The sequence below is a fragment of the Pannonibacter phragmitetus genome (assembly GCF_050510895.1).
Classification (GTDB): domain Bacteria; phylum Pseudomonadota; class Alphaproteobacteria; order Rhizobiales; family Stappiaceae; genus Pannonibacter; species Pannonibacter phragmitetus_B.
The window spans coordinates 2,345,630-2,368,512 of the sequence record NZ_JBNINT010000001.1; the positions used below are offsets into that span (position 1 = coordinate 2,345,630).

Here is a 22,883-nt window from a genome sequence, read left to right on the forward strand (position 1 = left end):
CTTTCGCCACGGCGGTCTTTTTGTTCCTGTTTCCCGGAACGCCCCGCAGCCGTCAGCCGCGGGCGCGCTTCAGGTCCGGCGCCACGGCCTCTTCGACGAAAGCAGCAATCGCATCATCCAGGCCCATCGGCGTCTGGTTCTGCGAACCGAGACGGCGGACGTTGACTGTGCGCTCTTCTGACTCGCGCTTGCCGCAAACGAGGATGACCGGCACCTTGGCCAGCGAATGCTCGCGGACCTTGTAGTTGATCTTCTCGTTTCGCAGGTCGAGATCAGCCCGGATGCCTGCCTTGCCCAGCGCCGCATGCACCTCGCGCGCGTAGTCATCCGCTTCTGAGGTGATGGTGGCAACCACGACCTGCTTGGGCGCAAGCCACAGCGGGAAGTGACCGGCAAAGTTCTCGATGAGGATGCCGAGGAAGCGTTCCATCGAGCCGCAGATGGCGCGGTGAATCATCACCGGCGTCTTCTTCTCGCCGTCCTTGTCCACGTAGAAGGCGCCGAAGCGTTCCGGCAGGTTGAAGTCCACCTGCGTGGTACCGCACTGCCATTCACGGCCGATGGCATCCTTCAGCGTGTATTCGAACTTCGGACCATAGAACGCGCCCTCGCCCGGCAGAATGCCGGTCTTGATGCGGCCGCCGGACTGTTCCTCGATCTGCTTCAGAACGCGGGTCATCACCTCTTCGGCGTGATCCCAAAGCTCGTCGGAGCCGACGCGCTTTTCCGGGCGGGTGGAGAGCTTGACGACGATCTCGTTGAAGCCGAAGTCCTCGTAGACCGACAGGATCAGATCGTTGATCTTGAGGCACTCGGCGGCCATCTGCTCTTCGGTGCAGAAGATGTGGGCGTCGTCCTGCGTGAAGCCGCGCACGCGCATCAGCCCGTGCATGGCGCCCGAAGGCTCATAGCGGTGCACCACACCGAATTCTGCCATGCGCAGCGGCAGGTCGCGGTAGCTCTTCAGCCCATGCTTGAAGATCTGCACGTGACCGGGACAGTTCATGGGCTTCAGCGCGAAGATGCGCTCATCCTCGGCTTCCGGGTCGGCACACTGCACGGAGAACATGTTCTCCTTGTACCAGCCCCAGTGACCGGAGGTTTCCCACAGCGAGGTATCCAGCACCTGCGGCGCGTTCACCTCATCATAGTCACCAGAAAGACGGCGGCGCATGTAGGCAACAAGGCTCTGGAACAGGCTCCAGCCCTTGGCATGCCAGAACACAACGCCCGGACCTTCCTCCTGGAAGTGGAACAGGTCCATCTCGCGGCCGAGCTTGCGGTGGTCGCGCTTCTCCGCCTCTTCCAGCATGTGCAGATAGGCCTTCAGATCAGCCTCATTCGCCCATGCGGTGGCGTAGATGCGGGTCAGCATCTCGTTGTTGCTGTCACCGCGCCAGTAGGCTCCAGCCACCTTCATCAGCTTGAAGGCATCGCCGATCTGGCGGGTAGAGGCCATATGCGGGCCACGGCAGAGGTCCAGCCACTGGCCCTGCTTGTAGATCTTCAGATCCTGACCTTCGGGGATCGCGTCAACCAGCTCGACCTTGTAGGTCTCGCCCTTGGCGGCAAAATAGCGCTTGGCTTCCTCGCGGGACCAGATTTCCTTGGTGAAGGCCGCGCCGCGCGCGATGATCTCGCGCATCTTCTTCTCGATGACCGGCAGGTCTTCGGGCGTGAAGGGCCAATCCTCGCGGGTGTCCGGATGGACGCGCTTGAAGTCGTAGTAGAAGCCGTTCTCGATCACCGGGCCGATGGTGACCTGGGTCCCCGGCCAGATTTCCTGCACAGCCTCGGCCATCACGTGGGCCGCATCGTGGCGGATCAGCTCCAGGGCGCGCGGGTCCTCGCGGGTCACGATCTCGATGCGCGCATCCGCCGTGATGGCATCCGAAAGATCGCGCAGCTCGCCATCAAGGGTCATCGCCACGGCCTTCTTGGCCAGCGACTTGGAAATGCCCTCGGCAACGGCGGCACCGGTGGTGCCGGCCTCATAGGAGCGCACGGAATTGTCGGGGAAAGTCAGATTGATCATCAGTCATCTCCTGCTCACTCCTGCAGACGAGGCAGGTAAGCTTTTGTGTTTTTCGACTGGGTCTGAATAAGGGATTTGCGCTTGAGGGACAACCTCTGCAGCTCAGGCAATTGTGCTGCCTCTGCAAAGCCTGAACAAAAACGAACGGGCTGGTCCTTGCGGACCAGCCCGTTGCATCGCTTCCGGTTATGAGACCGGCAGATCAGGCCGCTCTGAGCGTCCGCAGGAATTGCGTGACTTCCTGCTCGAGGGTCCGGGACTGTCCAGACAGCGTACCGGAAAGGCTCATCAGCTGCGTGGACGCGGCACCAGTCATCTCCGCTGCGGTGCCGACGCCCGAGATGTTCTGCGTCACCTCATTGGCGCCAGATGCAGCGCGGTTGATGTTCGTTGCAATCTCGGATGTCGCAGCTCCCTGCTGATCGACGGCGGCCGAGATGGCCTGTGCCGCATCCTGGATGGTGTTGATGGTGCTGACGATCTGCGAAATTGAGCCAACAGTCGTCTTGGTCGCGGCCTGAATTTCCGCAATCTTGCCGGAAATTTCTTCCGTTGCTTTGGCGGTCTGGCTTGCCAGCCCCTTGACCTCGGCGGCCACAACGGCGAAGCCCTTGCCTGCTTCACCGGCACGTGCGGCCTCGATGGTCGCATTCAGCGCCAGAAGGTTTGTCTGTTCGGCGATCGTGGTGATCAACTCGACCACCTCACCAATCTTCTGGGCAGCATCAGAAAGAGAGTTGACGTGACGGCTCGTCATCTCAGCCGTGTTTGCTGCTTCCTTGGAGATGGCCGCCGATCTCTCCACCTGAGAGGAGATCTCGTTGATGGAGGCCGAAAGTTCCTCGGCACCGGCCGCAACCGTCTGAACATTGGTCGAAGCTTCTTCCGCCGCTCCAGAGACAGCCTGAGCCTGCCGGGACGTCTCCTCAGCATTCGCCGACAGTCCCTCAGCCGCACTGGCAACTTCACCTGAAGCACGGACAAGAGATTGAACCAACTGCCCCATCGTCGCTTCGAACTGATCAGCCATCGCACGGCGCTCGTTGATCATGCGCTGAGCATTCTGGGCTTCAACTTCGGCCTGCTCCGCGCGCAGACGCTCGTTGTCCTGCAGGCTGTCGCGGAATTTCTCGAGCGTTCCCGCCATGTCGCCAAGCTCGTTCTTACGGCCGGCACAAGGAATGACGGTTGCAAAGTCTCCGCTTGCGATCCGGCTCATGGCGCTGGATATACCCACGATGTTGCGCGTCACGTTGGCAACAATGTAGTAGATATAGGCCAGCCCAATAAGACCAGCGACAACAGCCGTGACAGCAAATACCCAGAAGGATTTGACATAAGCTTCTTCGCCCTGAACGACAGAAGCAGCCGATCCACGCTGATTGATATCAATTAACTGGACGAGATCACCGGACAGTTCGTCGAATGAAGTGCGCAACTCGGTCCGCAGGAGATTAGCCGCTTCTTCATTCTTGTTCTGGCGGGACAGATTAATCACCTCGTCACTGCGCTTTAGATAAGCCTGCCAAACAGCCTTGAACTTGTCATAGATCTTCTGCTCTTCGGGAGAGGAGATCAACTTCTCATATTCCCTGGAGCTGTTTGCTATAGCTGTTCTAATGCTATCAAGAGACGCCTCGGCGGACTTCATCGAGGCCTCATCAAGAGAGGTGATGTGTTCGGCCTGGTAAATTCGGAAATCTGACGTCGCTGTATTAATGCTGTTGACGACGGCAACACTTGGAAGCCAGTTGCGGCCCAAGTCGTCAGTACTGTCGTTCAGTGTCGCTAGCCCGGCCAGACCGGCCCAGACTAGAGCCGCCACGGCTGCAAGCAGTCCCGCCGTGAATGAGATCAAGAGCGTCTTCAAGCTCATTTTTACACCCCAAGTAAAATAACCTAGAGTTAACTGGAGTTAAATCGTTAAGAACCATTGAATTTCATCGCATTTGAAATATTAACTATTCTTAACCGCCGATCTTATGGTTTATTTTCTTGGAAGTGCAACGCAGAATATACGCCACAATAAAGTAAAATTGACGAACTCAACCATAGATTACTTTTTTCAAGCGTTTCCCATGTTACTTTTAACAATGTTTCGAGGGAGATTCCGGCAAGCTAAGTGCTACTACGTAATATTTTTCCCGGACCAGCACCCATAGCGCCAAGGCACGTACCAGCGAGCGGAGGGGCTCAGCGTTTCCGGCACCGGGTCATAGCCGGAAGCACCCATCGGATTGCAGCGCAGAATGCGGGAAAGGCCAAGCCAGCCGCCACCCCAGAAACCGAAACGGCGGATGGCTTCGCTGGTATATTCGGAGCACGTCGGCGCATAGCGGCAGCCACGGCCCATGAACATCGAAAGCGTATGCCGGTAGACCCAGATCAGGCCAAGAGCGGCATGGGCAGCAGGAGACAGGCGGCGCGGCGGAAACGCGGACGCAGACTCACACCTCGCCTCCCCTCAACGCTGTTCTTGCCGCACTTGCCGCACATTGAACAAACTCCACACGCCGGCCCGCTCAGGCCGCAGGCGCCTTTGCCTCGATCTGGTCGAGCGCATCGACAACGGCGTCAAAAGTCAGCAGCGTGGAAGCATGGCGCGCCTTGTAGTCGCGTACGGGCTCCAGAAAGCGGAACTCCTCGAACTTGCCCTCAGGGGCCGGACCGTTTTCCTTCAGCATGGCTGTTACGGTGCGGCGCAGCTCGCGCAGCTCCTGCGGCGTGCAGCCGATGATATGCCGCGCCATGAGCGAAGACGAGGCCTGGCCAAGGGCACAGGCTTTCACGTCATGGCCAAACTCACTCACCTTGCCATCGCGCACCACCAGGTCGATGGTTACGGTCGAGCCGCACAGGCGGGAATGTGCCTTGGCGCTCGCATCGGGCGCAGCAAGCCGTCCGAGGTGCGGAATATTCCCCGCCAGCTCAAGGATGCGGGTGTTGTAGATGTCATCAAGCATGCGTGCCATATCCTCATGACAGCGGTCCGTGTCTTGCTGCCTGCACCCGGTCATGGGCGGCGTATGACGGCAAAAGACGGAATCAGAACATTGGGCGCTTTGCGGCGCGAGCCTTCTTCCTATATAGAGCAAGACTTGCTTCTGTTCAGCCCCAGGCTGAAACCGCAGGAGCAGGTGTGAGAGGTTTGCGGCAAATTCCCCCTGCCGTGATCCGGAGCAGTCAAGGCAACGTAAGATTGGCTGTTCATCCACAGTCTCAAGGATCAAACCAATGGACGCCATCTTGAAGCCTGCTGACGAAAAGGCCCCACGCCGCGCACCGCACGAGATCGCGCGTCCGAGCCGCGAGCAAGCCGAGGCCGCTGTCCGTACCCTTCTCGCCTATATCGGCGAAGACCCGGAACGCGAGGGCCTGCTCGACACGCCCAAGCGCGTCGTGAAGTCTTTCGCCGAACTCTACAGCGGCTATGCCGAAGACCCGAAGGCGCATCTGGAGCGCACGTTTGAGGATGTGGGCGGCTACGAGGACATGATCATGGTCCGTGGCATCCCGTTCCATTCCCACTGCGAGCATCACATGCTGCCGTTCATCGGCAAGGCGTACATCGCCTACTATCCGTCCGGTGGTGTGGTTGGCCTGTCGAAGCTCGCGCGCGTCGTCGATATCTATGCCAACCGGCTTCAGACGCAGGAGAACTTGACCTCGCAGATCGTCTCCTCCATTGACGAGCATCTGGCGCCGCGCGGCATCGCGGTGATGCTCGAAGCCGAGCATCAGTGCATGACCATGCGCGGCGTGCAGAAGGCGGGCGTGTCCACGATCACGACCCAGTTCACCGGCGTCTTCCAGGACGATCCGGCTGAACAGGCCCGCTTCATGACCTTCATTCGCGGCGGAGACCGTTAATCTCCGCCCACCCGGCGGAGAGTTGACGTGAACAAGACCGGATTTGATCCGCGCGGATCGAAGAGCGACATCGAGAACGGTCTGTCGTTCCAGCCCAAATTTGACGAAAACGGCCTGATCGCCGCCGTGGTAACAGATGCCACGCGCGGCGATCTGCTTATGGTCGGCTACATGAACGCCGAAAGCCTGCGCCGCACCATCGACACGGGCGAAGCCTGGTACTGGAGCCGCTCCCGGCAGAAGTACTGGAAGAAGGGCGGCACCTCGGGCCAGGTGCAGAAGGTGCGCGAGATCCGCACCGATTGCGATCAGGACGCCATATGGCTGATCGTGGATGTGGAAGGCAATGGCGCCACCTGCCACACCGGCTACCGCTCCTGCTTCCACCGCGCCCTCACCCGCCATGACGATGGCTCTGTCTCCCTGCGCCTGATGGAAGACAGCAAGGTCTATGACCCGGCCGATGTCTACGGCCACTCCGGCTGCGGGCATAATCACGGATAGTTTGCGAAAAGCGCGTGCGCGTGAAAGCTGACGCAAGGGCTTTTCCCGCCCCGGCGCAAATCCTTTCTCCGGCGGGCACTTGCACCGCAAATACCGTCTTTGACCTTCTGCTCCGGCGCGGGCACACTGCGCGCCGGATCGAGCCTTGCAAGAGGCAAACCGACTGAATAACTCCTGGGAGGATGGAATGACTGCAGGTACACCCGGCTTCTCGACGCTGGCCATTCATGCGGGCGCACAGCCCGATCCGGCCACCGGCGCGCGCGTGACGCCGATCTATCAGACGGCCTCTTTCGTCTTCAACGACGTGGATCATGCCGCCTCGCTCTTCGGCCTTCAGGCCTTCGGCAACATCTACACCCGCATCACCAACCCGACGACCGCCGTTCTGGAAGAGCGGGTTGCAGCCCTTGAGGGCGGCACCGCAGCGCTGGCCGTCGCTTCCGGCCATGCGGCCCAGCTTCTCGCCTTCCACACGATCATGACGCCGGGCGACAGCATCGTTGCCTCCACCAAGCTCTACGGCGGCTCGATCAACCAGCTCAACCACTCCTTCAAGAGCTTCGGCTGGAACGTCATCTGGGCGGATCCGTCTGATCTGGCCGCCTTTGAGTCAGCCGTTGACGGCACCACCAAGGCCATCTTCATCGAGAGCCTTGCCAACCCCGGTGGCATCGTCACCGACATTGCAGGCATCTCGGCCATCGCCAAGAAGAAGGGCGTGCCGCTCATCGTCGACAACACGCTGGCGACTCCTTACCTCTGCCGTCCGATCGAACATGGCGCCGATGTGGTGCTGCACTCGCTGACCAAGTTCATGGGCGGCCATGGCAATTCCATGGGCGGCATCATCGTGGATGCGGGCACGTTCAACTGGTCGGCCAGCGGCCGCTACCCGCTGCTTTCCACGCCGCGCCCGGAGTATCAGGGCATGGTGCTGCACGAGACCTTCGGCAACTTCGCCTTCGCCATCGCCTGCCGCGTGCTTGGCCTGCGCGACCTCGGCCCCGCCATCTCGCCCTTCAATGCCTTCATGATCCTGACCGGCATCGAAACCCTGCCGCTGCGCATGCAGCGCCACTGCGACAATGCGCTGAAGGTGGCCGAGTTCCTGTCGAACCATCCGAAGGTGGCATGGGTATCCTACGCCGCCCTGCCGGGTGATGCGGGTCATGCGCTGCAGCAGAAGTACTGCCCCAAGGGCGCAGGTGCCGTCTTCACCTTCGGCGTCAAGGGCGGCTATGACGCGGGCGTTGCCCTTGTTTCCAGCGTGGAGCTGTTCTCGCACCTTGCCAACATCGGCGACACCCGCAGCCTGATCATCCACCCGGCCTCCACCACCCACCGCCAGCTCTCCGACGAGCAGAAGACCCGCGCCGGTGCCGGCCCGGATGTGGTGCGCCTGTCCATTGGCATCGAAGACGCGAGCGACATCATCGCCGATCTTGAGCAAGCCCTCGCCAAGCTGCCAGGCTGACCCTCAGGCTGGTTGAAGCACAAAGTGAAAACCCCGCCGGATTGCTCCGGCGGGGTTTTGTGTTTGAAAAGAATCATTTGGGCGAAGAAGGTGCGGCACTGATTCAGCTGCTTCGCACCTTGATTCAAACAAACTGATTCAGCTGCGGACCGGCGCCTCACCCTTCAGGCGAACAAGGTACTCGACCGAGAGCCCAAGCACGATCACCGCCATGGCCTGATGGGTCAGCGCCACATCCAGCTTCACATGCAACAGCAGCGTGGCAATGCCGATGGCTGCCTGCAGCAGCACGGCGAGGCCGAGCAGAAGCGCGGTGCCGCGCAGGCCCTTGTGGGCGTTTGTCCGCAGCGTCATGGCCACCAGCGACACCACGGCCAGCACCAGCACATAGGCACCCAGACGATGCTGGAACTGCACGGTCATGACATTCTCGAAGAAGTTCCGCCAGGCCGGGTCCATGACGAGCAGGCCGCCTGGAATGATCTGTCCATCCATCAACGGCCAGGTGTTGAAGGTGAGCCCGGCATTGAGCCCCGCGACGAGGCCGCCCAGAAAGATCTGAAGGAAGACGAGGCCGATGACAACGCGTCCGAAGCGGGCCAGCTTCCGGCCATCCTGAGGCGTCGCCTCCGTATGCGGAGCGAGCCTGCGCGCCAGCCAGAAGATATAGGCAAAGATGATGCAGGCGAGCGTGAGGTGGGTGGCCAGCCGGTATTGGCTGACATCGGTGCGCTCGACGAGGCCGGAGGCTACCATCCACCAGCCGACAGCTCCCTGAAGCCCGCCCAGAGCCAGACCCAGCACCAGCCAGGGCTTCAGCCACCCTTCGATCCGTCCGCTGGCCCAGAAGAAGACCAGCGGCAGCGCAAAGGCCACACCGATGAAGCGGCCAAGCTGCCGGTGTGCCCATTCCCACCAGAAAATGAACTGGAACTCCTCAAGGCTCATGCCCTTGTTGATGAGCTGATACTGGGGAATCTGGCGGTACTTGTCGAACTCCTCCAGCCATTCCGCTTCGCTGAGCGGAGGAATCATGCCGTGAATGGGCTTCCATTCGGTGATCGACAAGCCAGACTCGGTCAGCCGCGTGGCACCGCCGACAACGACCATGGCGAGGATCAAGAGGCAGATACCATAGAGCCAGATGCGGATCTGGGTGCGGTGGCGCGCGGTCGGCGATCCCGGCTGCGCAAGGGTTGATACCGTCTGTGAAGTGGACATGTCGCCTTCCGGATTTGACCTTTGACCGCTTGGGATATAGGTCCGCCCTGAGGAGAGCAAGCTGCGGCCTGCGGGGTTTTCCTTATTGCGACATTGCGACGCTCCCTGCAATTGCCGCAAGGACCACGCAGACGCAGGCCAGAGGAGAAATCGGTCCATGCCTTCATTTCGGAAATTCATCGGCATGGTGCTGCTGGTGATCTTTGTGATCGTCTATGCGCTCACAGCCATGGTCATTGGCGACATGACGCTGCAGCAGTCGTCCAACACGGTGCGCATGATCTATTTTGTCATCGCCGGGCTGGTCTGGGTCATTCCGGCTGGCGCAATCATCTGGTGGATGGAGCGCGGCGGGAAAAAGCCCGGCTGACCCGCCGGAACGCCCCGTAAAGGGCAAAAGGTGCGCCGGTCAGATACTCGTCGATCACTTCCGGCCCCTGAAAATGCCCATTGAGAGAAACGCGCGGCAGCAGCATGGGCTGGCGCGCGTGAATGGACTTGAGCACACCCGGAACAGTCGTGACTCCGGCCCTGAGGCCGGCGGCGGCAGCCATCGCCGCCTCACGCATGCCACAGGTCTCGGCGCCTCCATAAGGATAGGCCGTGAAGGCGGGTCTGCGGCCAAGTTCATCCTCAATCCGCTCAATTCCCCGGCGGATGTCTGCCCCGGCCTCCGCTTCAGGCAAGCGTGCCAGCGCGTGATGATCATGCGTGTGGGCGCCAATGCTCACCAGCGGGTCACGTGCCAGACTGCGCGCTTCGTTCCAGCTCAGCATCTCCTCATCGGCCAGTGCCTCGAGATCAAAGCCGTTCAGCGCGCAAAGCTCGCGCACCATGGACCGCTGGCCAGCTTCATCCAGCTCCTCCGTCAGAAGTTGCAGAAGCGCCGCGTAGCAGGCCTGCTTTTCCTCCAGAGTGGCGCAGGGAATGAGCGAGGCCTCTCCCTTGGCGGCAAAATGCAGCACCTCCTGGGCGGCAATCATCCGCTCTAGCGCGATCCACCACAGCTCTGAAGTCCGGTCAAGAAAGCCCGATGTCAGAAACAGGGTGAAGGGAACTCCCATTTGCTTGAGCAGCGGATAGGCCACCGTCAGGTTGTCCCGGTAGCCATCATCAAAGCTCAGAACCGCGTAACGCTCCTGCCCGAAACACAGCTTCAACCGGTCGACAGCTTCTTCCATGGACACGAACTTGTAGCCGCGGGAGCGAACCCGTTCGATCACCTGAGTGAGAAATTCGGGAGTAATCTCGAGATGACGGTTCGGCTGGAACGGGTTCTGACTGGCTGGGCGCACCCGGTGCAGGGTGAAGATCAAGCCACACCCTTGAGTGAAGGGGGCCAACACACGGCCAAGCCTGCTGCGGCGAAGCAGCCAGAAACCTGTGTCGAATAACTGCCGCCGCTGGCTCATTCCCGTTGCCATTCTCCCGGCCGCCTCGGCCTTTCGGCCCTTGGTACACTTTTTCAGCCTTTGGTGCAATGCTACGGCTCAAGCAACTTGACGCAGACATAGGGCCGATGGAGATGCACCGGTCAGCCGGAACAGCAGTGAAAACCATTGAACGGACTGTGCCCAGCACCTTGCCGGCTGGACCGTTGCCTGCGCCCGCGAGCTCACCGGACATAACCATTCTTCAGAATCTTGGAGACGCCCGCAGCCCCTGGCTGAGACTTCAGGCGTCCGGGATCTATGGCCACTATCAGCGTTTCGACTGGCTTGAGGCCTGGCATGTGCACCTAGGCAGCGCCTTGGGGGTGCGGCCTCTGATCATCATCTGCGAAGACGCGGCAGGGCCCGCGATGATCCTGCCGCTCGCCCTCAACAGACGCGGCGGTACCACAGTGCTGGAGTGGATGGGCTGGCAGCATGGCAACCAGAATACCGGCCTGTGGAGGGCTGATGCCTATGCTGCAGCTGATCCGGTCGAGCTGTCCCGTCTTTTGGTGAGAACAGCACGCGAGGCTGGAGCAAGTCTGGTTGACCTGCGCAACATTCCGGCAAGCTGGGAGGGCCGCCCGCATCCGCTCGCCCAATCCGGCACGCCTGCCAAGGATGCCGTCTTCCGTGGTACGGTGTCGGAGCCTTTTGCAGCACTGCGGATGCGCCTGCAGTCAAAAGACAGCCGCAAGAAAGAAGCCCGCAAGCAGAAGGCACTGGAAGCGCTGCCGGGCTACCGCATCCGCACACTGGACAGGGCTGCGGAGATTGAGGCGGGGCTCGACACCCTGATCGCCCAGCGGCAGGAGCGTGCCCGCCAAACCGGCATTCCCAGTGGCTTTTCCGCCCCCGGCCAACGGGCATTCCTGCGCAAGCTGCTTCTGGAAGGCGCAGGAAGCCCCTGCCCGGCACTGCAGATCCAGGTGCTGGAGGCAGAAGGCGATGTCCTTGCGGCCTATCTTTCGGGCCGCTCCGGCACCACCTGTTACGCCTATGCCAACAGCATCGGCGTGGGCAGCCACTCCCAATTCAGTCCCGGCATCGTTCTTCTCTCAAGCCTCATTGAGGCGTGCTGCGAAGATCAAGCCATCCGGACGCTCGACCTCGGCCTTGGAGACGAGCGCTACAAACACACCTGGACACGGCCCGAGCCGCTGCGTGATCTTGCTCTGGCAGTGGAAATGCGCGGACACTTGATCAGGCTCTTGCTGACTGCCAGGCGCACGCTGTTGAGAGGGCTGCGCCAGACCCCTGCGCTTTGGACCGGCGTTCGTACTGTCCGCAGATTTGCAGCAAGGCTCCGCCGCCAGAAAGGCTGACAGTCCGCAACCGTTCCCCTGACCGGAAGGCGTGTCAGGCTGCGGCTTCTCCTGACCCCTTACGCTGGCGGATACGCTTCACGATAACGTCAGCGTCCGTCTGTGAGGCGATCAGATCCAGCCGTTCGGCCAGAACACGTGGCTGAATGTCCGCAGGAACAGTCACCACCACCTCATCTGCAAAGCCGAGCATGTGAGCAGCCGCCGCCGTTTCGGTAAACTTGCCGAGGTCAACAACGATCCTGTCATAGGTCGCATCAATGGCGTCCAGCACCAGCGGGAAACGTTCATCGACCACGTCATCACTCAGAGCCGGGCGTCCCGCCTCGATAATATGCGCGCGTGATCCGGCATCGCGATAGATGACCGACGAGAAAGACGCCTTGCCGAAGACCAGATCGGCGAAACCAGGAGCAGCACCTGGATCTTCGCTTTCCGGAAAAACCTCGACCAGCAACGCGCGCTCATCTTCGTGCCCCGCCAGATCCCTGACCAGACGGAAGGCGAAGTCATGAGAAAGCCCGGCATCGGTCAGCGCAACAACGGCAACACGGCGCGGCGGTGTTTCGCCGGCTTCATCCTCAGCAGCTGGGTCTGGCTCGTCCATGACGGGTGTTGAGGCAAGGGCTGCCGCACTGGCGGCAGCGCGTAGACTGTCAGCCGCATCGGCCTGTCGGGCTCTCTCACCATCAGCATCACTGGCATCACTACCCTGATCTTCTCCGTCCGGCAGAAATGTCATCATCCGCTTATCTGAAGCGGTTTCAGCAGGATAATCGGCGTCTTCGTCTTCGGCTTCCTCTGCCTGTTCTGCCTTCACCCTCTCCCGAACCTCTTTGGCAGTTTCCGTCTCCGGCTGCAGATCGTCCGGATGGGCCTCGGGACCGCGCAGAATCACCGGCGCGGTGTAGGCTTCGGCTTCGTTCACGGGCTTGAGCGCTTCGCCGGAGAGAAACTCACGCAGGATGACAATCGCACAGCCCACCAGGAACGTGGCGAGAGCAGAGATGAAGGTGAACAACCCGATCTTCGGCGAGTAGGGCTCGATGGGCACGCCGGCCCGCGAAATCACGCGGGCGTCGGCCGGGAGGGTCTCTGCATTGCGGCCCGTGTCCGCGTTGCGGTAACTCGCCATGAGCGCGTCAAGCTGCACCGCCCGTGCGTCAGCCTCGCGCTCCAGTTCGCGCAGGCGCACCTGATCGGCGCTGGAACGCGCAGCTGCGGTCTTGAGCTCCTCAACCCGGTCCCTCAAGGCTGCAGCCTGCTGCTTCGCAACGGCCGCATCATTTTCCAGACCTGTCAAAATCTTGCGCGCCTCGGAGCGGATCTGCGCGTCATAGTCAGCGAGTTGCGAGGTCAGGGCGCGGATCTGCGGATGACCGGGCAAAAGTGTCGTGGAGAGTTCGGCAATCCGAGACTGCATTTCCACCTGCCGTTCCCGCAGACGCTGGATCAGGCCGGAACTGAGCACCTCGCTCGCCCCTTCCAGCGAGCCCCCGGTGTCCAGCAGCCTGCGCAGTTGCGCGGCCTTGGCCGCAGCCTCGGCTTCGGCTGCCTGAGCAGAAGACTGCTGGGAGCTGATCTCGGACAGCTGCAGTTCATTGAGCGTGCGGTCGCCTGCGCCAGTCAGCAGATCAGCCTTTGCACGGAAGTCCTCCACCGCCTTGCGTGCGGTCTGTACCTCTTGGGTCAGACGGCGGATCTGCGGCTCCAATGCAGAAGCTGCAGCGGCGCGGCTTTCCCGCTTGGCGGCAGACTGCATCTGCAAATACTCGTCCACCACAGCATTGGCGATCTCTGCCGCAAGAACAGCACTCTTGGCCGAGTATTCGACTGCGATCACCCGCGAGCCTTCAACCCGGTAGACATCCAGATTGCGGGCAAAATGGCGGAGCAGAAGCTCTTCGGCAGAAATACGCGACGGGCTGGGAGACAGACCGATGCTGATCAGCAGCTGCTGCAAGGTTCCGCCCTGCGTCTCGGCCTTGAACTCAGGCACGGAGGCAAGATTCATCCGTTGCGCAACGCGGCGGGCAAGATCAACGGAGGTCAGCAGCTGAACCTGACTGGCAACGCCCTGGCTGTCCAGCAATGCGCGCTCGTCTTCCGCGCCTCGCGCAGCACCGGGAAACAGAGCATCCGCTGTTTCAATAAGGACCCTCGCCTCGCCCTTGAATTTTTCGGGAACGAACTGCAAACCGGCAAAGACAAGCGCCGCCACAATCAGCGTCAGCGGGAGCAGCCAGCGCAAGGACCGGGCGATAGCACGCAGCAGGCCGCCGAGATCCAGCGCCAAATCCTGCGGCTGATAGATGTCCTTAGACCCGCCCATACAACTCACTCCACGCTTGTTAGAGCGACAATGGCAAAACATGGTAAGTGAACCATTAAGCAACGCCACATCCACCCTAAACAGATATTAACCTTTATAAATTAAAGTTAATCATCACTCTCCGCCCGTTATACGTTCACGTGCCATTAACTACGTTTTGCGAATGTGCCTCTGTGTCAGCCTGGAGTAAGTCATGTACGCGCGCCTGTTCGCAGCTTTTGCAATAGCCATCACCCTTGCCGGGTGCACCGGCTACAAGCGCCCGCCCTCTGCCTTTCACGAGATTCTGACCCAGCCTTACAGGCTCGACTCCAGCGACCGCCTGCGCATCATCGTCTTTGGCCAGAATGATCTGTCCAACACCTATGTGGTTGATCAGGCTGGTTATATCTCGATGCCTCTGATCGGCTCCGTCCCTGCCCGAGGCAAGACACAGCAAGAACTTGCCAAGGCCATTGAAGCCTCACTGCGCAAGGGTTTCCTGCGCGATCCGAATGTCTCGGTCGAGGTGGACCAGTACCGCCCCATCTTCGTCATGGGCGAAGTACAGGCAGCCGGCCAATACGCCTATGTCCCCGGGATGACGGTACAGAACGCAATTGCGACCGCCGGCGGCTTCTCTGCCCGGGCGGAACAGGCCAGCGCAGATCTGACCCGCCAGATCAATGGCGAAATCCTCAACGGCCGCGTTCCCATCACCGATCCGGTGCGTCCGGGCGACACAATCCATGTCCGCGAAAGATTGTTCTGAGGCGGGTGCGGATTAACCTGGAAATCACCCCTTTCGTCTAGCTTACTTCCTGTCCACACGAGAGTTCCGTAAAGAGAGCCCGTGTGAGGTCAGGGAGTTTCAGATGAATTCGCAGCCGCTGCGGATCGTGCATTGCCTCCGGTCTCCGATCGGGGGAACGATCCGGCACATTCACGATCTGGCCAAAGCCCAGGCCGCAGCTGGCCATGAGGTTGGACTCGTCTGCGATTCCTCCACCGGCTCCGCCTTTGACCTTTCCATTCTCGACAAGATTCGCCCGCATCTTGCACTTGGCGTCACCCGTTTTGCCATGCGGCGGCACCTCACCATTCAGGATATCGCAGCAGCAGCCCACCTCTATGGCAGCGTGCGTGCACTCGCGCCGGATGTGCTGCACGGGCATGGTGCGAAGGGCGGGGCTTATGTGCGGCTGATCGGTTCGTTGCTGCGTGGGCGTAAACGGCGCCCGGTGCGGGTCTACTCCCCGCATGGCGGCAGTCTCCACTACGATCCGAACAGGTTTGAAGGGCGGATCTATCATGCCATCGAGCGCCTTCAGAACAGCTTCACCGACGGATTGCTGTTCGTCGCCGACTACGAGAAAGCCGCCTATGAAAGCAAGATCGGCGCGCTGCGCGTTCCCTCAAGGGTCGTCCACAATGGCTTGCTCAGCGAGGATTTCGAGCCGGTTGCCCAGCAGGCCAATGCTGCGGACTTTGTTTATGTCGGCATGCTCCGTCAACTCAAGGGCACCGACCTGTTCATTGATGCCATCTACGATCTGACACTTCAGACCGGGCGCAGAATCACCGCAATCATCGCAGGGGAAGGCCCGCAGAAAGCCGAGTTCGAGGCGAGAGCCGCCCAACTGGGCCTGGCAGATTGCATCACCTTCACGGGCGCCCAGCCCGCGCGGCGCGCATTTGCGATGGGGCGCTGCGTCGTAGTCCCCTCCCGTGCAGAGGCCATGCCCTATGTGGTTCTTGAGGCCATCGGCGCGGGTATGCCCATCGTTGCGACACGGGTCGGTGGCATTCCCGAGATCTTTGGCGTTCATGCAGACCGCCTCGTCGATTCCGGCAGCAGCAGCCGCCTTGCCAGCGCCATGCGTGCTGTCATGGCCAGTCCGGAGCGGGCCCGCGCCCAGACCGCTGAAGTGCGGCAAAGCATTATGAGCACCTTTACCGCACCGCGTATGGGTGAGCTTGTCATTTCTTTTTATCATCAATTACTTGGCATTCCCGCTGTCACAAGCACGGAAGCCTCTTCCTCCCTCACCCAAAGCGCATCGTTTTTGGCGAGATCGAGCAAGCAGGGATCATGATGACAACCGATTTCACGACTCCTCCTTTGTCCCACGCCTTGGCCTCTCCTTTGGAAGGCACGGCAAGAACTTCAGATGATGCCGAGAGCCTGCGCAAGCGGCTCGCAGAAGAGCTGCGGCGTACGGATGCCACCGGAGACGCCGCTCCGGCCAGCAACGGCTCTGGCACAGTGCTCTCGCCGGCGGCCGAAGAAATCGCCCGTAGCCTGCGCAATGACGGCATCTCCCAGCCAGTTCTTGAAGGTTCGGTCCGGCTTCTCGATGTCATCATCGTCGCTGCGACGGGGCTTGCAAGTCTCAGTTTTTCTGGCACGCCCTTCACGACACTCACGTTTGGCGCCGTGGCGGCCGCGCTTTTCTTCACCCTTGCCTTCTTTCAGGGCTTTGATGCCTATCAGGTCCGCGTCCTGCGGTCGGGTCTTGCCCAGACCGGACGCATTGCCGGTGGCTGGACGCTGGTTCTGGCCGTGTTTGCCATTGCCTTCGTCACCACGGACCTGCCGCGCCACATCGCGCCGCAGGCCGCAGGTTTGTGGTATGCCTCGGGTCTGGTTGGCCTTGTTGTCAGCCGCCTCGTCCTGTCCAGGATGGTCAGCTCCTGGATCCGCTCGGGCCGCCTTGAGCGGCGTGCCGTTATCGTCGGCGGCGGCCAGGCCGCAGCAGATCTTATCCATGAGCTGGAAAGCCAGAGCGGCAATGACATCCGCATCTGCGGTATCTTCGATGACCGCGCCAATGACCGCTCGCCGGAAGTGGTGGCCGGTTATCCGAAGCTTGGAAACATTGATGCACTGGTGGAATTCGGCCGCCGCGCCCGCATCGACATGCTGATCGTCTGCATTCCGCTGCGTGCCGAGAAGCGCGTCCTAGAGCTCCTGCGCAAGCTCTGGGTACTGCCCATCGACATCCGTCTCTCCGCTCACACGGACAAGATGCGTTTCCGCAACCGTGCCTCCTCCTTCATCGGGGCTGTACCTTTCGTCGATGTGGTCGAAAAGCCCATCACCGACTGGGACATGGTGGCCAAGCGCGCATTCGATATCGTCGTGGCAAGCCTTGCCATTGTCGCTCTGTCGCCGGTCATGCTGGCGACTGCCATTGCCATCAAGCTCGACAGCCGCGGTCCGGTGCTGTTCCGCCAGAAACGCTACGGCTTCAACAACGAGATCATCGACGTCCTGAAGTTCCGTTCGATGTTTCATGACATGGCCGATCCGGCAGCCAGAAAAGTGGTGACCAAGGGCGATCCGCGCGTGACGAAGGTGGGACGTTTCATCCGCCGCTCGTCCATCGACGAGCTGCCGCAGCTCTTCAACGTGCTGGCAGGCACCCTCTCACTCGTTGGCCCGCGTCCGCATGCGGTCAATGCCCACACCAATGACCAGACATGGGACGAAGTGGTCTACGGCTACTTCGCCCGCCACAAGGTGAAGCCAGGCGTCACCGGCTGGGCCCAGATCAACGGCTGGCGCGGTGAGGTGGATACGCCGGAGAAGATCCAGAAGCGTGTCGAGTTCGATCTTTATTACATCGAGAACTGGTCCATCCTGTTCGACATCAAGATTCTCGCCCTGACCCCTATCCGGCTGCTGAACACGGAGAACGCCTATTGAGCACCGGGGCCGCCATTGCGGAACATCAGGGCGGCGGCCGAAGGCTGCTGATCCCTGTGTCACGCATCAGCGCGGCGGCCCTGTGGGTGGCTGTGTTCCTCGGCGGATTCGTGATCGAGGAACCTGCCCCCTACGAGCTTTTCATGGCCGGGCTTCTGGTGCTGTGGCTCCTGTTCGGGCTGCGCCTGCGGCCTGAGTTCGGCCCGCTGACAGTGCTTCTCATCCTCTTCATGGCCGGCGGTACCATGGCGGTGCCCTTTGCCCGGGATGTGCCAACCGCTGCCATGTACATGGCCGTCTCCGGCTTTCTGGCTGCAACGGCGATCTTCTATGCAGCCGTTGTCAGCGCCGATCCCGGACGGCTGTTCCTCATCGAGCGGGCCTATCTTGCAAGTGCGCTTCTCTGTGCATCCATAGGCATCGCGGCGTATTTCCGGCTGTTCCCCGGCAGCGAAGTCTTCACGCTCTATGGCCGGGCGCGCGGGACCTTTCAGGATCCAAATGTCTTCGGTCCGTTCCTGGTGCTGCCCGCGGTGCTTCTGGTCCACAAGCTGCTGACGCGGGGGCTTTTCTCAAGCCCTGCCGCCTTGCTGATTCTGCCCGTTCTCGTGCTGGGCATCTTTCTCAGCTTCTCGCGCGGGGCCTGGGGCCTGCTGGCCCTGTCTGGAATCATAGTCTACCTGCTCAGTCTCATCCATGAGCGCCGCCCACGGGAACGGCTGCGGCTGGTGCTGGTAGGCGCTGCAGGCCTTGCTGCCGTTCTGCTGCTCCTCACCGCTGCCCTGTCCATCGACAGCGTTGCCACCATGTTCAGCGAGCGGGCAAAACTTGTGCAGGACTATGACGGCGCCCGTCTTGGCCGCTTTGCCCGCTATGGCATGGGCTTCGAGATGGTGATGGAACGCCCCTTCGGTCTTGGGCCTCTGGAGTTCAACAAGTATTTCCCTGAGGACGAGCATAACGTCTATCTGAAGGCCTTCACCTCCTATGGCTGGCTCGGCGGCGTTGTCTATCCTCTGCTCGTCATCTGGACAGTTGCCGCTCTCGTGCCCCTGCTCTTCCGCCAGAGGCCGTGGACGGGCTTTGCTCACTGCGTTTTTGCGGTGCTCGTAGGCCACGCCTTGATGAGCGTGATCATCGATATTGACCACTGGCGCCACTATTTCCTGCTGCTCGGCGTTGCCTGGGGGCTCATCGCCATCCACAAGCTTGAGCAAAAACAGCGGACTGTGGATTTGAATGCAAGGCAAGTCTTGCGCCGGGCAAAGGAAGCAGATAGAGAGAGCCCTGTCGTCGGGCAGTAGCGCAGCCTGGTAGCGCACTTGACTGGGGGTCAAGGGGTCGTCGGTTCGAATCCGGCCTGCCCGACCACTTAAAGCCGAAAGCTCTGCGGAGCATGGCAAGTGGCACCGGCGACACATTTTTCCTGACATGATGAGATGATGGACAGGCGCTTCAAAGCGTCAAGCCCACGCGCTTTCGTCATGGCATGACCTGATCATGCCGTGTCCTCTCATACCGACGCGCACAAGCGTTTCTCCGCCGTACTCGACGCTGCATCGTCCTGTAAGCCAAGGGAACGGGGGCCATGCTCAAGTGATGGCATGAGGGAGTGCGGAGCTTAAGCAAACACTATGCGCGCCCTGCGCCGGACGTGTCCGTCCAGCGCCTTTCGGCACATCCAGCGTTCTATCGCGCCTGATCCAGCAGGCGCTTGCACTCCAGAAGCTCGAACAGAGTCGCCTGCAAACGGCGCACATCGTCCTTGGAAAGGCCCGCCTCTTCATTGCGGTCAGACAGGAAGCGCTCCATAAAGCGGAAGCCCTTGCCCTGTCCGGCGTGCGCGCGCGGATCATTTTCCGCCAGAAGGCCACGCGGCAGAACCTCGCTTGGCAGGCCGCCCGTATCACGGGGGGCTCCGGCTCCTGCATCACCACCTGCGGCTTGCGCTGAGGCGGTGCGGGCACGTCTGCGGCTTCCTCGCCGTCCATATCATCCATGCGAGATGCGGCAGCCAGCGGAATGGCGTCCTCGCGCCAGATCTGCATGACGAAACGGGGGCCCTGCTCCTTGAGGATGCGCTGGACGCCCTTGATTGTGTAACCTTCGCCGTAAAGAAGATGGCGGATGCCGCGCAGCAGCTCCACGTCATCGGGGCGGTAATAGCGCCGCCCGCCGCCGCGCTTCAGCGGCTTGATCTGGGTGAAGCGGGTTTCCCAGAAGCGCAGCACATGCTGGGGAAGATCGAGATCTTCCGCCACTTCACTGATGGTCCGGAAAGCATCCGGGCTTTTTTCAGACATGCTCATGCTGCGTCACCGGTTCGGAAGCTCAGTCGCTGCCGTTGCCTGCCAGCGACTCGTTGATCTTCTGCTTGAGAATGTTGCTGGGCTTGAAAACCATCACCCGGCGCGGCGAGATCGGAACTTCCTCGCCCGTTTTCGGATTTCGCCCGATGCGCTCGCCCTTGGAGCGCACAAGGAATGACCCGAAGGAGGAGAGCTTGACGGATTCGCCCGTCACCAGGCAATCCGAAATCTCTGAAAGCACCCGCTCGACCAGTTCGGAGGATTCCGTGCGGGACAGACCTACCTTCTGGTAGACGGCCTCACAAAGGTCAGCGCGCGTGATGGTCCTGTTACCCATGCCTCCTCCTCGCCCGGAGCGTGATCCGGCTGATTTTGCAGTGGAACTTCTTTTCCGGACGTACGGTATTGCGTCCGGAAACGAGGGTCAACCGCAGATATGAACGCAGCCAGCTTCACGCAAGGTGATGACACAGTCCCGTCAAAACTGCTTACCAGCGCAACAGGACCGATCCCCAGGTGAAGCCCCCGCCCATGGCTTCGAGCATGATGAGGTCACCGGACTTCACGCGGCCGTCCTTTACGGCAGCATCAAGCGCCAATGGGATAGACGCCGCAGAAGTGTTTCCGTGAAGATCGACCGTCACGACAACCTTTTCAGGCGCGATATCCAGCTTCTTTGCACTGGCGTCGATGATACGGCGGTTCGCCTGATGCGGGATGAACCAGGTAAGATCTTCACCACTCAGGCCAGTGGCCTTGAAGGCGTCCTCGATCACATCCGTGATCATGCCCACTGCATGCTTGAAGACTTCCTTGCCTTCCATACGCAGGTGGCCGACCGTCTGCGTCGAAGAGGGGCCGCCATCCACGTAAAGCTTGGACTTGTGCTGACCGTCCGAGCGCAGATGCGAGGTCAAGATCCCGTGATCAGCCACGGTGCCGGAAGCCTCACGCCCCTCTAGCACGACAGCGCCTGCACCATCGCCAAAGAGCACGCAGGTGGTGCGGTCGTTCCAATCGAGAATCCGGGAGAAGGTCTCGGCACCGATCACCAGCACGCGTTTTGCCTGACCGCAGCGAATGAACGTATCCGCAGTCGTCAGGGCAAAGACGAAACCCGAGCAGACCGCATGCACATCGAAGGCCACGCCGTGGCGCATGCCAAGGGCCGCCTGCACCTGCACCGCTGTAGACGGGAAGGTGTTGTCCGGCGTTGCGGTTGCCAAAATGATGGTGTCGATATCCTGCGCCGAGACGCCTGCATGGGCGAGAGCCCGCTCGGCAGCCTTGATCGCCAGATGGGAGGTGAACTCGCCCTCGGCGGCAATGTGGCGCTGGCGGATGCCGGTGCGCTGCACGATCCACTCGTCGGTGGTGTCCACCATACGGGCGAGGTCTTCATTGGTGAGGATTTTCTCGGGCAGATAGCTGCCGCAGCCGAGAACGGTCGAACGGATGGTGGTCACTCGTCACCTTCGGGAGTTTCAGCGGACACGGGAAAACGGCCACGGTGATAGTGGACCAGGTCCTGGGAGATCTTTTGCAGAAGTTCGTTGCGCACCATGTCATGGGCAAGGGCGATGGCGCTGGCGAGGCCTTCCGCGTCGGTGCCGCCATGGCTCTTGATCACGACACCATTGAGGCCGAGGAACACGCCGCCATTAACCTTGCGCGGATCAAGCTTCTCGCGCAGCTGGTTGAAGGCTCCGCGCGCCAGCAGATAGCCGAGCTTGGAGAACAGCGACCGGTTCATGGCAGCGCGCAGATACCCTGCAATCTGCTTGGCGGTGCCTTCTGCAGTCTTGAGCGCAATGTTGCCGGCGAATCCTTCGGTCACCACCACATCGACGGTACCCTTGCCCAGATCGTCGCCTTCAACGAAACCGGCATAGGAGAAGGAGCGGAACGGCGCCTCACGCATGATGCGGCCGGCGGTGCGGACCTCTTCCAGGCCCTTCACTTCTTCCACGCCAATGTTGAGAAGGCCGACAGTCGGTTTCTCGACGCCGAACAGGGCCCGGGCCATTGCCCCGCCCAGAATGGCGAAATCGATCAGCTGCTGTGCATCGGCTCCAATGGTGGCGCCCACGTCCAGCACCACGCTTTCTCCGCGTGCCGTCGGCCAGATGGCGGCGATGGCGGGGCGGTCGATATTGGCCATTGTGCGCAGGCAGAAGGTGGACATGGCCATCAGCGCGCCGGTGTTGCCCGCGGACACGGCCACATCAGCCTCGCCGTTCTTCACGGCCTCGATGGCTCGCCACATGCTGGAACGCCAGCGCCCCTGGCGCAGCGCCTGGCTGGGCTTGGCATCCATGCCCACAGCAACCTCACAATGGAAGAAGGTCGAGGCATCGCGCAGGCGCGGATATTTCTCCAGCAGCGGCAGGACGATCTTTTCCTGCCCGAAAATCAGAAACCGGATTCCGGGGTGGCGCAGCAGCGCAATCTCAGCCCCCGGCAGCACCATTTCGGCGCCGGCGTCGCCGCCCATGGCATCAAGGGCAATATGAATGGGTTTTGCCATCTGAAGGTTCTTGTCGTCCATTCGCTTGGGAGCGCTCATCAGGGCCGAAGGCCGCGAAAGCATCTCGAGACTGCCACACTGATACTGGCAGATCCGCCACAGCACGCCGGGGTGGCTAAAGGGGCAGTCCGCCATCTTGCAGGTACAGCGCGGCGAACATAA

Annotated in this window: 19 protein-coding genes, 1 tRNA gene and 1 pseudogene; 10 read left to right on the forward strand and 11 right to left on the reverse strand. The window is 61.0% G+C overall.

Features of this window, described 5'->3' with window-relative positions; all coding sequences use genetic code 11:
• Positions 1-52 precede the first annotated feature (52 nt).
• From thrS to ACQB61_RS11135, 4 genes are all read right to left on the reverse strand, one after another.
• Positions 53-2,035 carry a threonine--tRNA ligase gene (thrS, locus tag ACQB61_RS11120; protein WP_430512660.1) on the reverse strand — a complete coding sequence of 661 codons (1,983 nt, stop codon included), beginning with the start codon at positions 2,033-2,035 and terminating at the stop codon, positions 53-55.
• Between the two features lie 202 nt (positions 2,036-2,237).
• Entirely contained in the window at positions 2,238-3,911 is a 1,674-nt protein-coding gene (locus ACQB61_RS11125) for a methyl-accepting chemotaxis protein (RefSeq protein ID WP_430512661.1), read from the reverse strand.
• A gap of 252 nt (positions 3,912-4,163) precedes the next feature.
• Positions 4,164-4,454: a membrane protein insertion efficiency factor YidD gene (gene yidD, locus ACQB61_RS11130; protein WP_430514351.1), complete on the reverse strand. Its 291-nt coding sequence runs from the start codon at positions 4,452-4,454 to the stop codon at positions 4,164-4,166.
• Between the two features lie 103 nt (positions 4,455-4,557).
• The gene (locus tag ACQB61_RS11135; protein WP_430512662.1) at positions 4,558-4,998 is read right to left on the reverse strand and encodes an iron-sulfur cluster assembly scaffold protein; all 441 of its coding nucleotides are present in this window, start codon (positions 4,996-4,998) and stop codon (positions 4,558-4,560) included.
• A 271-nt stretch (positions 4,999-5,269) separates the two neighbouring features.
• Here ACQB61_RS11135 and folE point away from each other — a divergent pair, with 271 nt between their 5' ends.
• The 3 genes from folE to ACQB61_RS11150 all read left to right on the forward strand — a co-directional run bounded on the left by folE (position 5,270) and on the right by ACQB61_RS11150 (position 7,886).
• On the forward strand, positions 5,270-5,905 hold the full coding sequence (folE, locus tag ACQB61_RS11140) for a GTP cyclohydrolase I FolE (protein ID WP_055457000.1): 636 nt from the start codon (positions 5,270-5,272) through the stop codon (positions 5,903-5,905).
• A 27-nt stretch (positions 5,906-5,932) separates the two neighbouring features.
• Positions 5,933-6,409, forward strand: coding sequence for a phosphoribosyl-AMP cyclohydrolase (gene hisI / locus ACQB61_RS11145; protein ID WP_430512663.1), 477 nt, complete (start codon positions 5,933-5,935; stop codon positions 6,407-6,409).
• A gap of 187 nt (positions 6,410-6,596) precedes the next feature.
• On the forward strand, positions 6,597-7,886 hold the full coding sequence (locus ACQB61_RS11150) for an O-acetylhomoserine aminocarboxypropyltransferase (RefSeq protein WP_430512664.1): 1,290 nt from the start codon (positions 6,597-6,599) through the stop codon (positions 7,884-7,886).
• A gap of 138 nt (positions 7,887-8,024) precedes the next feature.
• Here the strand turns inward: ACQB61_RS11150 and ACQB61_RS11155 are convergent, their stop codons facing one another.
• On the reverse strand, positions 8,025-9,107 hold the full coding sequence (locus tag ACQB61_RS11155) for a COX15/CtaA family protein (RefSeq protein ID WP_430512665.1): 1,083 nt from the start codon (positions 9,105-9,107) through the stop codon (positions 8,025-8,027).
• A gap of 157 nt (positions 9,108-9,264) precedes the next feature.
• Between ACQB61_RS11155 and ACQB61_RS11160 the strand changes: the two genes are divergently transcribed.
• The gene (locus tag ACQB61_RS11160; RefSeq protein ID WP_430512666.1) at positions 9,265-9,477 is read left to right on the forward strand and encodes a DUF2842 domain-containing protein; all 213 of its coding nucleotides are present in this window, start codon (positions 9,265-9,267) and stop codon (positions 9,475-9,477) included.
• On the opposite strand, the gene ACQB61_RS11165 is transcribed toward ACQB61_RS11160, so the two are convergent.
• A complete protein-coding gene (locus ACQB61_RS11165; RefSeq protein WP_430512667.1) occupies positions 9,437-10,423 on the reverse strand; it encodes a polysaccharide deacetylase family protein in 987 nt (328 codons plus the stop codon). The two genes, ACQB61_RS11160 and ACQB61_RS11165, sit on opposite strands and share 41 nt — an antisense overlap.
• A 233-nt stretch (positions 10,424-10,656) precedes the next feature.
• Between ACQB61_RS11165 and ACQB61_RS11170 the strand changes: the two genes are divergently transcribed.
• Complete coding sequence (locus ACQB61_RS11170) at positions 10,657-11,865, forward strand: GNAT family N-acetyltransferase (protein ID WP_430512668.1); 1,209 nt, start codon at positions 10,657-10,659, stop codon at positions 11,863-11,865.
• A 34-nt stretch (positions 11,866-11,899) separates the two neighbouring features.
• Here the strand turns inward: ACQB61_RS11170 and ACQB61_RS11175 are convergent, their stop codons facing one another.
• The gene (locus ACQB61_RS11175; RefSeq protein ID WP_430512669.1) at positions 11,900-14,197 is read right to left on the reverse strand and encodes a succinoglycan transporter; all 2,298 of its coding nucleotides are present in this window, start codon (positions 14,195-14,197) and stop codon (positions 11,900-11,902) included.
• 193 nt (positions 14,198-14,390) lie between these two features.
• On the opposite strand from ACQB61_RS11175, the gene ACQB61_RS11180 reads away from it, so the two are divergent.
• From ACQB61_RS11180 to ACQB61_RS11200, 5 genes are all read left to right on the forward strand, one after another.
• The gene (locus ACQB61_RS11180) at positions 14,391-14,948 is read left to right on the forward strand and encodes a polysaccharide biosynthesis/export family protein (RefSeq protein ID WP_430512670.1); all 558 of its coding nucleotides are present in this window, start codon (positions 14,391-14,393) and stop codon (positions 14,946-14,948) included.
• Between the two features lie 103 nt (positions 14,949-15,051).
• Positions 15,052-16,272, forward strand: coding sequence for a glycosyltransferase family 4 protein (locus tag ACQB61_RS11185; protein ID WP_430512671.1), 1,221 nt, complete (start codon positions 15,052-15,054; stop codon positions 16,270-16,272).
• Positions 16,272-17,885, forward strand: coding sequence for an undecaprenyl-phosphate glucose phosphotransferase (locus tag ACQB61_RS11190; RefSeq protein WP_430514352.1), 1,614 nt, complete (start codon positions 16,272-16,274; stop codon positions 17,883-17,885). Before ACQB61_RS11185 ends, ACQB61_RS11190 begins: the two co-directional genes overlap by 1 nt.
• On the forward strand, positions 17,882-19,189 hold the full coding sequence (locus ACQB61_RS11195) for an O-antigen ligase family protein (RefSeq protein WP_430512672.1): 1,308 nt from the start codon (positions 17,882-17,884) through the stop codon (positions 19,187-19,189). The genes ACQB61_RS11190 and ACQB61_RS11195 overlap by 4 nt, the downstream gene beginning before the upstream one ends.
• Positions 19,180-19,256: transfer RNA gene (locus tag ACQB61_RS11200), tRNA-Pro, on the forward strand. Before ACQB61_RS11195 ends, ACQB61_RS11200 begins: the two co-directional genes overlap by 10 nt.
• Positions 19,257-19,950: 694 nt before the next feature.
• On the opposite strand, the pseudogene ACQB61_RS11205 reads toward ACQB61_RS11200, so the two are convergent.
• The 4 genes and pseudogenes from ACQB61_RS11205 to plsX form a co-directional block, all read right to left on the reverse strand.
• Positions 19,951-20,188 (reverse strand): annotated as a pseudogene (locus ACQB61_RS11205) (MerR family transcriptional regulator); the annotation flags it as partial.
• A 28-nt stretch (positions 20,189-20,216) separates the two neighbouring features.
• Complete coding sequence (locus ACQB61_RS11210; RefSeq protein WP_019962525.1) at positions 20,217-20,531, reverse strand: integration host factor subunit alpha; 315 nt, start codon at positions 20,529-20,531, stop codon at positions 20,217-20,219.
• Positions 20,532-20,682: 151 nt separating this feature from the next.
• Positions 20,683-21,660, reverse strand: a complete 978-nt coding sequence (locus ACQB61_RS11215) for a beta-ketoacyl-ACP synthase III (RefSeq protein ID WP_430512673.1) — start codon at positions 21,658-21,660, stop codon at positions 20,683-20,685.
• Positions 21,657-22,721 (reverse strand): phosphate acyltransferase PlsX, encoded by a 1,065-nt coding sequence (gene plsX / locus ACQB61_RS11220; RefSeq protein ID WP_430512674.1) that lies wholly within the window; start codon positions 22,719-22,721, stop codon positions 21,657-21,659. The genes ACQB61_RS11215 and plsX overlap by 4 nt, the downstream gene beginning before the upstream one ends.
• Positions 22,722-22,883 lie beyond the last annotated feature (162 nt).

Bases quoted from the DNA above. Each gene is read 5' to 3' on its own strand.
- ACQB61_RS11125 (WP_430512661.1), bottom strand. From the start codon at position 3,911: ATGAGCTTGAAGACGCTCTTGATCTCATTCACGGCGGGACTGCTTGCA.
- thrS (WP_430512660.1), bottom strand. From the start codon at position 2,035: ATGATCAATCTGACTTTCCCCGACAATTCCGTGCGCTCCTATGAGGCC.
- ACQB61_RS11150 (WP_430512664.1), top strand. From the start codon at position 6,597: ATGACTGCAGGTACACCCGGCTTCTCGACGCTGGCCATTCATGCGGGC.
- ACQB61_RS11175 (WP_430512669.1), bottom strand. From the start codon at position 14,197: ATGGGCGGGTCTAAGGACATCTATCAGCCGCAGGATTTGGCGCTGGAT.
- ACQB61_RS11210 (WP_019962525.1), bottom strand. From the start codon at position 20,531: ATGGGTAACAGGACCATCACGCGCGCTGACCTTTGTGAGGCCGTCTAC.
- ACQB61_RS11190 (WP_430514352.1), top strand. From the start codon at position 16,272: ATGACAACCGATTTCACGACTCCTCCTTTGTCCCACGCCTTGGCCTCT.
- ACQB61_RS11155 (WP_430512665.1), bottom strand. From the start codon at position 9,107: ATGTCCACTTCACAGACGGTATCAACCCTTGCGCAGCCGGGATCGCCG.
- folE (WP_055457000.1), top strand. From the start codon at position 5,270: ATGGACGCCATCTTGAAGCCTGCTGACGAAAAGGCCCCACGCCGCGCA.
- ACQB61_RS11180 (WP_430512670.1), top strand. From the start codon at position 14,391: ATGTACGCGCGCCTGTTCGCAGCTTTTGCAATAGCCATCACCCTTGCC.
- ACQB61_RS11135 (WP_430512662.1), bottom strand. From the start codon at position 4,998: ATGCTTGATGACATCTACAACACCCGCATCCTTGAGCTGGCGGGGAAT.
- ACQB61_RS11160 (WP_430512666.1), top strand. From the start codon at position 9,265: ATGCCTTCATTTCGGAAATTCATCGGCATGGTGCTGCTGGTGATCTTT.
- plsX (WP_430512674.1), bottom strand. From the start codon at position 22,721: ATGGCAAAACCCATTCATATTGCCCTTGATGCCATGGGCGGCGACGCC.
- ACQB61_RS11185 (WP_430512671.1), top strand. From the start codon at position 15,052: ATGAATTCGCAGCCGCTGCGGATCGTGCATTGCCTCCGGTCTCCGATC.